12 protein-coding genes and 1 riboswitch are annotated in these 13,196 nt (G+C 42.2%); of the genes, 10 read left to right on the top strand and 2 right to left on the bottom strand.

Translation table 11 applies throughout. The features are described 5' to 3' along the window. Positions 1-14 precede the first annotated feature (14 nt). Positions 15-1,070 (top strand): M14 family metallopeptidase, encoded by a 1,056-nt coding sequence (locus H8716_RS02360; RefSeq protein ID WP_249306927.1) that lies wholly within the window; start codon positions 15-17, stop codon positions 1,068-1,070. A 145-nt stretch (positions 1,071-1,215) separates the two neighbouring features. Here the strand turns inward: H8716_RS02360 and H8716_RS02355 are convergent, their stop codons facing one another. Further along, entirely contained in the window at positions 1,216-2,193 is a 978-nt protein-coding gene (locus H8716_RS02355) for a helix-turn-helix transcriptional regulator (protein ID WP_249306926.1), read from the bottom strand. A gap of 75 nt (positions 2,194-2,268) precedes the next feature. Beyond that, a riboswitch (cobalamin riboswitch) is annotated at positions 2,269-2,442 on the top strand. Positions 2,443-2,559: 117 nt separating this feature from the next. Here H8716_RS02355 and H8716_RS02350 point away from each other — a divergent pair. Genes H8716_RS02350 through H8716_RS02310 form a run of 9 tightly spaced genes read left to right on the top strand, consistent with a single transcriptional unit; the run spans position 2,560 to position 12,693 of the window. After that, the gene (locus H8716_RS02350; RefSeq protein ID WP_249306925.1) at positions 2,560-3,489 is read left to right on the top strand and encodes an ABC transporter permease; all 930 of its coding nucleotides are present in this window, start codon (positions 2,560-2,562) and stop codon (positions 3,487-3,489) included. A gap of 15 nt (positions 3,490-3,504) precedes the next feature. After that, entirely contained in the window at positions 3,505-4,368 is an 864-nt protein-coding gene (nikC, locus tag H8716_RS02345; protein ID WP_249306924.1) for a nickel transporter permease, read from the top strand. Further along, entirely contained in the window at positions 4,349-5,140 is a 792-nt protein-coding gene (locus H8716_RS02340; protein WP_249306923.1) for an ABC transporter ATP-binding protein, read from the top strand. The genes nikC and H8716_RS02340 overlap by 20 nt, the downstream gene beginning before the upstream one ends. Before the next feature lie 9 nt (positions 5,141-5,149). Continuing rightward, positions 5,150-6,088 (top strand): oligopeptide/dipeptide ABC transporter ATP-binding protein, encoded by a 939-nt coding sequence (locus tag H8716_RS02335; RefSeq protein WP_117448370.1) that lies wholly within the window; start codon positions 5,150-5,152, stop codon positions 6,086-6,088. A 32-nt stretch (positions 6,089-6,120) separates the two neighbouring features. Continuing rightward, positions 6,121-7,689 (top strand): nickel ABC transporter substrate-binding protein, encoded by a 1,569-nt coding sequence (locus H8716_RS02330; RefSeq protein WP_249306922.1) that lies wholly within the window; start codon positions 6,121-6,123, stop codon positions 7,687-7,689. Between the two features lie 3 nt (positions 7,690-7,692). Further along, complete coding sequence (locus H8716_RS02325; protein WP_249306921.1) at positions 7,693-8,445, top strand: class I SAM-dependent methyltransferase; 753 nt, start codon at positions 7,693-7,695, stop codon at positions 8,443-8,445. A 1-nt stretch (position 8,446) separates the two neighbouring features. Then, complete coding sequence (locus H8716_RS02320; protein ID WP_249306920.1) at positions 8,447-9,193, top strand: class I SAM-dependent methyltransferase; 747 nt, start codon at positions 8,447-8,449, stop codon at positions 9,191-9,193. 1 nt (position 9,194) lies between these two features. After that, complete coding sequence (locus tag H8716_RS02315) at positions 9,195-10,922, top strand: ABC transporter ATP-binding protein (protein WP_249306919.1); 1,728 nt, start codon at positions 9,195-9,197, stop codon at positions 10,920-10,922. Then, entirely contained in the window at positions 10,915-12,693 is a 1,779-nt protein-coding gene (locus H8716_RS02310) for an ABC transporter ATP-binding protein (RefSeq protein WP_249306918.1), read from the top strand. The genes H8716_RS02315 and H8716_RS02310 overlap by 8 nt, the downstream gene beginning before the upstream one ends. Here H8716_RS02310 and H8716_RS02305 read toward each other — a convergent pair. Then, entirely contained in the window at positions 12,690-13,097 is a 408-nt protein-coding gene (locus H8716_RS02305; protein ID WP_249306917.1) for an RrF2 family transcriptional regulator, read from the bottom strand. The genes H8716_RS02310 and H8716_RS02305 overlap by 4 nt on opposite strands. Positions 13,098-13,196 lie beyond the last annotated feature (99 nt).

Raw genomic sequence — 13,196 nt, 5'->3', positions numbered from 1 at the left:
GTAAGGAGAGACTTATGGAACAATTTACAATTGGCGGACTTACTGCAAAAAGAGGAGAAAAAGTCAGCGGATTTATATCAGTAGAAGGAACTCGCATTCAGCTTCCGGTGACACTGATCTGCGGAATGCAGGAAGGCGAAACCGTATTGATTTCAGGTGGTGTGCACAATGCAGAATATGTGGGAATTCAGTCTGCGATTCAATTATCTCATGACCTGGAACCGGATAAGATCAATGGACAGGTGATCATCATTCATCTGATGAATCCAAGTGGGTTTGAGCACCGCACCATGAGTCTTGTGTATGAAGATGGCAAGAATCTGAACCGGGTATTCCCGGGAAGTATGCTTGGTACAACAGCGGAGCGTATTGCCTATACAGTGGAACGGGAATTTTTCCCATTTGCAGATTACTATATAGATTTGCATTGCGGAGACGGATTCGAAGGGCTGGTTTCCTATGTATATTGTCTGGGCAATGCCAGTGATTACGTAGTGAAAAAGAGTCATGAGATGGCAGAGATTGCCCATGTGGATCTTCTGGTAGAATCCCAGTGCAATACAGGCGGTGCATATAATTACGCAGGATCATTGGGAATCCCAAGTATTTTGCTGGAACGCGGATACAGCAGTCAGTGGTGTCAGAGTCTTGTGGATGAAGATGTGCATGATGTGAAAAACATACTGCGCTATCTTGGAGTGTTTAAGGGACAGGCACATCGTCATGAAAAGACACCGATTGATGTCAGTCCTGCCATTTACGAAGATGCCCCTGTGGAAGGATGCTGGTATCCGACAAAGCAGCCGGGAGAAACTTTCCGGGAAGGTGATGTGCTGGGATATATCAAAGACTATTTCGGCAATGAATTATTCCGATGCATTGCAAGACAGGACGGCATCATTCTTTACGAAACCATCAGCCTCTGCATTATGAAAGACAGTCCGATGGTAGCCTATGGAACCTGGGATTTTACAAAACATGGGGAAGTAGTGAAGAACTGCATTGTCTGCGGAGAAGCAGAACATAAGAGACATCACCATCACAAAAAATCAGAGATTGATGAAGATTAAGAAATTCAGGGATCCTATTTGTCAGATTGGCAGATAGGATTCTTTTTTTATATAATAGGAAATTATATAGTGTAAAATAACACGATTTTTATGAAAATCAAACCATTTTTATAAGAACAAAAGTATGGTAGGATGTTACTGTTGGTTACGAAAGTTTTTTCGATGATTGATATTTTTTTCGATACTGATAAGGAGTAATCGAAAAGTATCGTTTGAACAATTTGATAAAATAGGTTAGATCGTGATAGCCTACCAGTTCTGCAATATTCTGAACAGAAAGGTCACTTTGTTCCAGAAGACTTCGGGTATGCTGAAGCCGGATTTCTTGAATGACCGTGGTAACGGTAGTACCGTTTTCGTGAAACAGTTTACAGAGATAAGACTGACTGATATGGAAATATTCTGCAATTTCTCTGGCGGAGGTCAGAGAATAGTTATCACAGATATAAGAATAGATCTGATCATATCGCACCAGCCGGAGCGGGTTGGAAGGTGAGACAGAGATCTGGCTGAGTAACTGCCGCTCCATAAGGGTAAAAAGCATACCGGAAGAATAATAAAGCATATTTTGATGAAAAATCTGTTTATGATGGAATTCTTCGTACATTTCAGCCAGCAGGGCATCCAGTCTGTCAGTGTAGGCGACTGAAAAATAAAGATAATTCCAGTAATGTGTCTGATACAGTATATTGGAACAAAAAAGAAGAAGGGTATTATTTGCTGAGATCAGGTCAGAATAATGGCTTCTCAGAGAATCCAGTTTGAAAAAAATATGCAGGATCTGGCAGTCTTGATCAGGAGAAAAAGAATGAATCACCTGATGCGGAATCATACAAAAGGAATGCCTGGATAAAAAGACAGATTCCGGTGAGACAGTCAGATCTGTTTTATAAAATTTACAGGTGCAGTTCCCTTTAACAACAAACAGAACATCCACAAAATCCTGCTTACACAGACGATTTTTAAAATCAGGATCCTGCAAAAATACTGCGATTTCCTCATTGCAGCGAAAAACGTCAGATTCTGTGATACAGCGAACAGAATTCTGGCTGCAGTTTTTGGAAATATCAGGAAAAAGCGCAGCATCAGATGCAGTTAAGATAGATTGTAATGTTTGTTTCATAGCAAGCCTCCATTATGATGTACTGACAGTCATTATAACAGATGGTGCAGGGAAGATACAGACCAGAAACTAAAAAAACTGAATAGTCGGAAAGGTGTATAAAGTACTTAATAAGGAATCTGGTGAAATGCCAGAACAGCCACCGCTACTGTGACAGGGACGAAAACCAAGAAATCACTGGAAAAATCCGGGAAGATGGTTAGTAGGAAGAACTGGAGTCAGGAGACTTGCCTTTCGGACAGAACGATTCTGATTCGGATGGGATACAGAAGACATAAACTCTGCCTGAGATGGCAAGTAGTATTTGTGCTGATATGATACCGAATCATATCAGTTTTTTTATATAAAAAAAGAGGAGAAATGAAGATGGGAAAGGTAATTGCAAAGCGTTTTATATTTATGATTCCGGTAGTTCTGGCGGTTACATTCATTATTTTTATGCTGAGTTTTATATCGGCAGGTGATGCGGCCAGAGTACTGGCAGAGCAAAAATATGAACATCCGTCTCCGGAGCAGGTAGAAGAAGTGCGGCATGCGGAAGGATTGGATCAGCCGGTGTTGGTGCAGTATGGAAAATGGCTGAATCAGGCACTGCATGGTGATTTTGGAAAATCATATTCCACCAGAAAACCGGCTTTTGAGGAATTAAAAAGATATTTTCCACAGACGTTTAAACTGGCGGTTACGTCGTTTTTATTGCTGCTGATTGTATCGATTCCCCTTGGAATTCTGTCTGCAATGTATGAAAACAGATTTCTGGATAAAGTCGTTCGTATTTTATCGTCACTTAGTGTATCTATGCCATCCTTCTGGATCGGGTTGATGCTGCTCTATATATTTGGAGTAAAGTTAAAAGTCATCTCTGTAATCGGAGGAAATGCCGGAGGCATCCCGATTCTTGCGGCATTTGCCATGGACATCAGTTCTTTTGGAATTATGACAAGACTGATCCGGACAAATATGATACAGGTACTGAAGCAGGATTACATACGTGCCAGCAGAGCAAAGGGCTTGTCCTCTTTCAATGTGATTTTGCGTCACGGGTTGAAAAATATTCTGATTCCTGTGATGACACGTCTGGTATCGATGGTAATCGGCTTTTTCTGTGGATCTGCTGTGATAGAAAGCATTTTTTCCATTCAGGGAATCGGAAATCTTGCATTGAAATCCGTGACCACAAAAGATACTCCGGTGCTGCAATGTTTTATCTTTATTCTGGCAGTGGGTATTGTGGTACTGAATTTCCTTGTGGATATCGCCTATTCTGCGATTGATCGGCGAATTCAGTTAAAGTAAAGGAGAAGGCATAGAATGGGAAGCAGAAGAGCGCAAAAAACAGAAAAAAGCATGATTCAAAATTTGTATTGGAAACAGGTATTCCAGTCACCAAAAACAAAAATAGGATTCATCGTAGTAATCATTTTTGCAGTGGCAGCTATTTTGGCACCTGTGCTGGCACCGCATGATCCGCTGCTGGTGGATGTTACGATAAAATTAAAAGGTCCGTCTGCGACATATCCTTTAGGTACGGATCAGCTGGGACGATGTATTTTATCAAGACTTCTCTGGGGCAGCCGCTATTCACTGAGTTACAGCTTCACAGTACTTATGATTACCGTATGTGTTGGTGTACCGATTGGATTGTTTGCCGGATATGTAGGTGGAAAAATTGATTCTGTAATCATGAGAATCATTGATGTGTTTATGGCGATGCCAGTCTTTATAGTGGCACTTGCCATAGCAGGAACTATGGGAGCCAGCGGCGTACATCTGATCCTGTCCTTATCGGTTGTATCCTGGGCAGAATATGCCAGACTTGCCCGCGCATTGACGCTTCAGGAAAAAAATAAAAATTATATGACTGCATTAAAAGCCGGCGGCTGTGGTCATGCCAGAATTATATTCAGACATATATTAAGAAATATCCTGCCGTCTGTGATTGCCCTGGCAACTATGGAAATCGGTTCGATTATTCTGTCTATCGCCGGCTTTTCCTTTATCGGTCTGGGTGTGCAGGCACCGACACCGGAGTGGGGGATCATGCTCAGTGACAGTAAAAGTTATATCCAGACTTATCCAAGTCTGATGTTTTATCCGGGCATACTGATTATGATCATTGTGCTGGCATTTAATTATCTGGGGGAGGGAATACAGAATGGAACAGCCGAAAAATGATGTCCTGAAGGTAAAAGGATTGCATGTGGAGTTTCAGACCTCTCACGGAATGGTGCATGCAGTAAAAGATGTCAGTCTGGAAGTAAAAAGGGGGAGGATTCATGCACTGGTAGGAGAAAGCGGAAGTGGAAAGTCGGTTACGTCTCTGACCATTATGAATCTGCTTGCAGGAAATGGAAGGGTGATATCCGGAGATGTGACACTGAACGAAAAGAGCCTTCTGAAGTTGCCGGGAAAAGAAAAGCGACAGTTATACGGAGACAAAATCGGAATGATTTTCCAGGATCCGACGGCAGCGCTTGATCCTCTTTTTACAGTGGAACAATTGCTTCTGGAAGGTTTAAGAAAACATCACAGAATGAGCAAGAAACAGGCAAGAGAAATTGCCCTGGAGAATCTAAGGATGATGAATCTGCGGGATCCGGAAGAACTGATGAAGAAAAAACCATACGAATTGTCAGGAGGCATGTGTCAGAGGGTTATGATCGCTATTGCCATGTCCATGAAACCGGATTACCTGATTGCAGATGAGCCGACGACGGCATTAGATGTAACTGTGCAGAAGCAGATTCTGGAAGAAATCTATCAGTTATCCAGAAAAGAAAATCTGGGTGTGTTATTTATTACCCATGATCTGGGTGTGGTGGCAGAAATCGCAGATGATGTTTCGATTATGAAAGACGGTGAAATTGTGGAAAACGGAACAGTCGAAAATATTTTTTATCATCCACAGCATCCATATACAAAAAAACTGCTGGATGCTGTTTTATAGGGGAAAAGTATGAGTACGTTACTAAAGACAGAACATTTAAAAAAATATTATGGCAAGAAAAAAATTGTGAAAGCAGTGGACGATGTAAGTCTGGGAATCCATGCCGGATCATCCATGGCTCTGATCGGTGAAAGTGGAAGTGGAAAAACGACATTTGGAAAACTGATTGCCGGTCTGGAAAAGCCGACAGATGGAAAATTTTGGTTCCAGGGACAGGAAATGCAGGATTTTTCCGAAAAACAGTTCCGTCCATATCGCAAGAATCTTCAGATGATTTTTCAAAGCAGCAGCGGTGTATTTGATCCTGGATACACGATCGGGGAAAACATTCTGGAAATCTTGAAATTACATGAAAAACTGGAAGCAGATGAGTATGAAGATCGGGTAAAGGAAGCTTTGATTCAGACGGGGCTGGATCCTGATATTCGCAACCGTTATGTCAGACAGATTTCAGGCGGACAGTGTCAGAGAGCCAATATTGCAAGAGCATTGGTATTAAAACCGAAACTTGTGATCTGTGACGAACCGGTATCCAGTCTGGATTATTCGATACGAAAGCAGATACTGCATCTGTTAAATGAACTGCAGGAAAAATATGAGATGACCTATTTACTGATCACTCACGATTTGTCCAATGTTCCATATCTCTGCAAAGAGGTGGCAATTATGTATCAGGGACGAGTGGTTGAATTTATTGATCATACGGACAGATTAAAAGAGACAGCAATACATCCGTATACAGTAGATCTGTTTGATTCCATTCCTGTGAAAGAACCGAGAATGCGAAGAATCGGATTACAGGAAAAGAAGATGTTTTCCGATACCATTCCGGAACAGGGCTGTCCATATCAGAGCAGGTGCAGTAAATGTACAAAGATATGCAAAGAGCAGATACCGGAACTGACAGAAATTGAGAAAGGACATTTTGCGGCATGTCACATGCTGTAAAAATAGAAAACAAACATAAAGGAGAGGAAGAAATGAAGAAACGAAACGTAGTAAAACTGGTATCATTGGGCGTGCTGGCAGCAGCTTTGATGGCAGGCAGCAGTGTACAGGCAGAAGGAGAGAAAGTGGTTACAGCAATGACGTCCCTTGGTCTTACTCCTGAACTTTGTGACCCTGTAAAGAGCGGCGGGGACTTCCGTCTTTATGAAATGATCTATGATCCACTGGTACGCTATGGAGAAAACGGGGAAATTGAACCTGCACTTGCAGAATCCTGGGAGATCAGTGAAGATGGCACAACCTATACATTCCATTTAAGAAAAGATGCAAAATTCTCAGACGGCACAGAGTTTAATGCAGATAATGTGATCTGGAATTACAACAGATGGGTAGAACAGGATGTAACCGGCAACTTTTCAACAAAACTGGAAAGTGTTACAAAAGTAGATGATGATACTGTGGAATTTAAGTTTGCAGAACCTTGCTATACACTGCTGATTGAATTTACTTATCCAAGACCATTCCGTTTCACCTGTGAAAGTGCACTGGATGAAGACGGAGAATTTTATCAGGAAGTGGGTACCGGAATGTGGATGATCGACAGCTATGAGAGTGGTCAGGAGGTCGTTCTGGTACCAAATCCAAATTATTATGGAGAGAAACCAAAGGTTGATAAAGTTGTTCTGAAACAGGTGGTTGACGGAGATGCCAGAGTGATGGCACTTCAGAGTGGAGAGGCAGATCTGAATCTTCAGGATATTCCTTCCGAAAGCTACAGTATTATTCAGGCAGATGAGAACTTATCTGTAGAACAGCAGATTTCTACTCTGTCATTTTATTTAATCGAGAATTATGATACACCGGCGCTCCAGGATATAAACGTACGTCAGGCATTGAATTATGCAACAAATAATGAAAGTATTGTAAATGACCTGTTAGATGGTTATGGCAATCCGGCAACTGGTCTGCTGTCTCCGACCGTTCCTTATGTGACAGAAGAAAACAGTAAAGGTTATCCATATGATGCAGATAAAGCAAAAGAATTGTTAAAAGAAGCGGGATATGAAGATACAGACGGAGACGGTATTGTAGAAAAAGATGGAGAACCGCTGACGCTCAGACTGGTATTCCAGACAGAAGAATACGCTTCCTGGAAATCCCTGTGTGAATTCCTAAAATCAGAATATGAAAAGATCGGCGTGGGAATTGAACTGGTAGAAGAAGAATCCGCAGCTTACTATGATGCTATCTGGACCACAAGAGATTACGATTTATGTATCTACCGCAGCTATGAAGATTCCTGGATGCCTCATGGTTTCCTGAAAGGTATGTTCTATGCACCGGATGGAGCAAAGGCAGTAAACTGGTATGACGAAGAACTGAGCAATGATCTCGGAGAAGTATTAAAGACACAGGATGAAGAAGAACGTACTGCATTATACGATAAGATTCTGACACGTATCAATGATCAGGCAGTCACGATACCGCTGTATTATCCAAACCGTGATTATATCTATAACAATACCAGACTGACGAATGTGGAACTTGCACCGACTGCCTATGAAGGTGTTAACTGGGCAGCGATGGATGTAGTGGAGTAAAATATGTTTGAGGAAATAGAAAATAAATGGACAGAAGCGTCCGATGATTATGATGATATCATTCAAAGACAATTGAGCAGCAAAAGAACGGTATCTTACTGGACAAAAGAGCTGAAAAGACTTCTTGGACCTGAGCCCCTTCGTATTTTAGAAGTGGGCTGTGGACCGGGGTTTATGAGTATTATAGCGGCGCGCCTGGGCCATGAGGTGAGGGCAGTCGATGGCTCAGCAGGAATGGTGGAAAAAGCCAGAAGAAATATGCAGCATTATCATCAGGCGGTGGAAATCTGTCAGGAAGATGGCGTCACTCTGCCATTGGAACAAGAACAGAGTTATGATGTGATACTTTCCAGAGATGCGGTATGGACGCTGTATGATCCGGAAAAAGCTTTCAGGCGCTGGAAAGATGTATTGAAACCGGGCGGAAAGATTATTTATTTTGATGGAGATTATCGCACCACAGAACCCACATTAAAAAATAAGATTCGTATGAAAATTGCTGATTTTCTTATTTATGTTACAGAAAGAAAAACATATGAATCTGATGAAAAAGAAAGCAGCGGAATTTATAAAAAATTGCCATTTACGTCGCAGAAGCGCCCGGAAGCGGATTTTCAGGCATTGAAAAAGGTACGCTTTGCAAGAATCCGGATCAGAGAGAACCGATGGCTGAACAGCCCATGGACGATGGATTTCTGGAAATACGGATACCAGGGGAAAAAATTTATTGTAGTAGCCACAAAGAAGGAGGAGTGACATGCAAAACGATAAGATCAAAGAGTACTGGGAAGGGGAAGCCGGTATTTACAGTGAAGGAATCAAAGCAGAATTACAGAGTGAAACGGCAGAAAACTGGAAGAATCTGATTCTGGAACATGCGCCGGAAAAAGAACATCTGGAAATACTGGATGTGGGATGCGGACCGGGATTTTTTGAAGTAGCACTGGGAAAAGAAGGACATCACGTGACAGGAATCGATATTACGGAAAATATGATTCATGAAGCCAGGGAAAATGTAAAGGCAGCCGGTTTGTCTGCGGATCTGATGACCATGGACTGCCATAATCTGCAATTTCCGGACGAGACATTTGATATGGTGATCTGCAGAAATATTACATGGACGCTGGATGATCCTCAGAAAGCTTACAGAGAGTGGCTGCGTGTACTGAAAAAAGGTGGACGTCTCCTGGTATCGGATGCCTGCTGGTATCTGCATCTTTATGATGAAGAAAAGAAAAAACTTTATGAGGCACACGATGCTGCCATGTGGAAAAAATATGGAAGAGGTATTCATGCTCACGAAGATGTGAAAACAGGGAAAGAACTTAGCAGCAAGCTGTTTATGAGTGACAAAAAGCGTCCTGCATGGGATCTGGATTATATGATGGAAATCGGATTTTCCAAAGTGTTCGCACTGCCGGATATCAGTGAAATTTCCAGAGCAGCCATGGAACGAGAGCTGAACAAACTGACACCTCAGTTTTTGGCAGGCGGAGAAAAGTAAGATGAATCATTTTTTTCGATTAGTATATTTTCTGAAATATGCAAAAAAAGAAACCGCAATCCGGATTTTACTGGGACTGGGCATAGTGGGTGCCCAGTTTTCCCAGACCTGGTTTCTTGCAAAAATGGTTATAGCAGTATGCGAAAAAAGAAATATGAAAGAAATTCTACTGTTTTTTCTGGCAGAATTTCTTTCTCTTTTTATCAGGGCAGGTTTGATAAAGTATCAGGAGTATTTCCTGAAAAAATATGCGGCGAAAGTGAAAAATGAGATTCGAAGTCAGATTCTGGATAAGATAATGGTTCTTGGTCCATCCTTTAAGAATGACCAGAGAACCGGCAATCTCCAGTCATTGATTACCGATGGTGTGGAATCGCTGGAAGCCTTTTTGACTCAGTATATACCACAGATTGCGGTGGTTATTTTTACCACAATATTTGTTACCACTTTTATGTGCCGACTGGATCGGACGGTAGGGCTTCTGCTGTTTTTCATGTCGGCGGTCACGGTCATTGTACCGCATGTATTCATGCCGGCAGTATCGGATGTCATGGTGCTGTACTGGAAAGAATATGCACAGTTAAATGCACAGTATATCGATGATATGCAGGGAATGAGTACCCTGAAATCCCTGGGAGTCAGCAAGAAAGAAGGAAAAAGGCTGAAAGATCAGGCCATTGGATTTGCGGCAGAATCCATGAGAAATCTGGGAATATCACTTTCAGATTCCACTTTAATTACAATCTGCATTACAGCAGGAACCAGTATCAGTATCCTGTTGTCTGCCATCCATGTGGCTCAGGGAAAGATTCCCTATGCAGTACTGATACAGGTTCTGTTTCTGGCAGGTGAATGTCTGAAACCGATGAACGATTTAAGTATTTACTGGCATAACAGTTATACAGGATTATCAGTCGCTGAGGAATTATTGTATGTTCTGGATTATCCGGTTCCGGAAAAAACAAAAGAGAACCTGCAGACTACGGGAATTGGAGAGAAACCGGAAATTGTATTGCGAAATCTGTCATTTCAGTATGAAAAGGATGGGGCAGATGTCTTAAAAAATGTGGATATGGTGTTTGAATCTGGTAAGGTTACTGCAATTGCAGGAAAGTCAGGATCCGGGAAATCCACAATTGTAAATTTACTCCTCGGATTTTATGAAACAGAAAAAAACAGAATTCAGATTGATGGGAAAGCGTTGGAAAGCTTCGAATCGGATTATCTGAGAAGCCAGATTTCGGTAGTATTTCAGGATAGTTTTCTGTTTTATGGTACGGTAAGGGATAATATCCGGATGGCCAGACCAGAGGCATCGGACGCGGAGATCATACAGGCAGCTATGGCGGCAAATGTCCATGAATTCATTGTAAATCTTCCAAATGGGTATGATACATTGGTGGGAGAACGGGGAGCTACGCTTTCCGGAGGAGAAAGGCAAAGGATTGCCATTGCCAGAGCAATCCTGAAGAATGCGCCAATTCTGATTCTGGACGAGGCAACTTCCAGCGTGGACTGCAAAAACGAACAGGAAATACAGAATGCGCTGAAAGAAGCGATGAAGGACCGCACAACCCTGGTGATCGCACATCGTATGACGACGATTGAGGATGCAGACCGGATTTATGTCATGCAGAATGGACTTGTTGAAGGATGCGGAACACATGAGGAATTACTGCAGAAAGATCAAATTTATCAGAATCTGGTGAGGGCACAAAGTTATGAATAAAGAAGAAAAGAAATTTACAAGACTGAAAAATGTCATACGGCTCTCAAAAAGGCTGAAAAAATATCGTTTGCGTATGGTAGCTGCAGTTGGGGCAGGTGTGGGAAATCAGTTATCAATTGTGGCTGCATCTGTGCTTGGGGCATGGACGGTGGGACTGGCAATTGATGGAAAACTGATGCAGGAACTGAATCACGTGATTGCAGCAACAATTGCGGCAATTATCATCCGTATTTTATTCTATGCGTTGGAAATGTGGATTTGCCACGATGTGGCATTTAAGGTTCTGGCTGATTTTCGAATACAGTTGTTTGATTCCATAGAAAGAGTATCACCGGCAATATTGCTGAATATGCGCTCCGGACAGCTGGCGTCTACATTAATGAGTGATGTGGAGATCATGGAATGGTTTTTTGCTCATACTTTTGGAAGTGTTTTAGTGGCAATCATTACACCTCTTATTTTAATGATCATTTTATGGCAGATACTTCCGATTCTGGATCTGGTAATGTTTCTTTTTGCAGTAGCAGCGGTTATCATACCGATATGGAGGAAAAAGAAAGCAGATGAACAGGGAAAAGAAGTCCGGGAAGCTCTGGCAGATGCCAATGCAGTAACATTGGAGGGTGTGCAGGGGTTAAAAGAAATACTGACTCTGAATTATCGAACAGGATACGAGGAAAAGAACAGAGCATACCTGGAACGCATGTATAAAAAGCAGTTTTCATACAGCAAACGGCTGGGTACAGAAGGAATGCTGCTCCAAATGGTGCTTGGAGTATCCGGGCTTGTGGCTGCACTGATAGCAGCATGGTATGTGGGAAAAGATGGAATGCCAGCCTCTATGTATACGATCATTGTGGTGTTGTCCGCAACGATTCTGGGACCTGTCATTGAAATCTGCAATACGGCAAGAAATTTTGGACTGATTTTTGCAGCAGCGGATCGCATTTACCGGGTGTTGGAGGCAGAGCCTCTGGTAGAGGATACAGGAAAAGATGTAGAGGCAGGGAAATTGACACCGGAGATTCAGTTTGATCATGTAAGCTTCCGTTATCGTGAAGAACTGGATCTGGCAGCTGATGATCTGTCTTTTCATATCCACCCTGGAGAACATGTGGCAATTGCAGGTGCATCCGGTGCAGGAAAAAGTACCTGTATTCAGCTGTTGCTGCGCAACTGGGATCCGGAAAAAGGCTGTATTCGTATCGGAGGAAAAGATATTCGGGATATGTCACTGAAAAGTCTGAATGAAATGTATGGGACAGTGCTGCAGGATGTATATTTATTTCAGATATCAATTCTTGAGAACATAAGACTTGGAAGAAGTGGAGCAACAGACGAAGAAGTAATAGAAGCTGCAAAAGAAGCGTTTGCCCATGAGTTTATTATGGAATTGCCGGATGGATATCAGACTGTTGCCGGAGAGGGTGGAGTAAAGTTATCAGGAGGACAGAGACAGAGAATCGCTATAGCACGGGCATTGTTAAAAGGTTCACCCATTCTGATTCTGGATGAAGCAGTATCCAATCTGGATACAGAAAATGAAAGAAATATTCAGGAATCAATACAGCAAAGTACGCAGAACAGAACGGTTGTGATGATAGCCCACAGACTTTCCACTATTAAGTCGGCAGACCGGATCATCTGCCTGGAACACGGAAAAGTGGCAGAGACGGGAACTTTTGAAGAATTGATGGAAAAGAAGGGCTGTTTAAAGAAGCTATTGGAAAATTCTGCTGATACAAACAATACGAAAAAAGGGGAACCTTAGTAGTTCCCCTCCAGCAGATCTTTTAAAGTAATATGGAAAAAGAAATCATGGACCATGGTGTCATACTTCTGCCACAGCGGGAGAGTGATACACTGGTCCTTTCTTTTACATTCTTCTGCCCCTGGCATATTACATGCAACAGAAACCAGTGGACCGTCTGTCAGTTCAATAATTTCTCCTATCAGATATTCTTCCGGCTTTTTCGTCAGCATATAACCGCCGCCTTTTCCACGCAGCCCCTTCAGGAACTGGGCCTTCACCAGATTTTTTAAAATAATCTCCAAGTACTTTTCGGAAATATTCTGCCGCTGGGCAATCGCCTTCAGAGGAATATACTGGTCAGAAGGCTGCTGTGCCAGATCCAGCATCACACGGAGAGCGTAACGAGCTTTCGTAGATATCATAAAAGTAATCTCCTTTAACAAATCATATTTTTATTATACCGTGAAATGATAGGATTGTACACTGAAAAAGATTCGTGGTACAATAAAACATATGCGAGG

This window comes from Jingyaoa shaoxingensis (assembly GCF_014385005.1).
GTDB lineage: Bacteria > Bacillota > Clostridia > Lachnospirales > Lachnospiraceae > Marvinbryantia > Marvinbryantia shaoxingensis.
The sequence above is the reverse complement of the archived record's forward strand: the minus strand, read 5'-3'. Positions and strand labels throughout refer to the sequence as shown.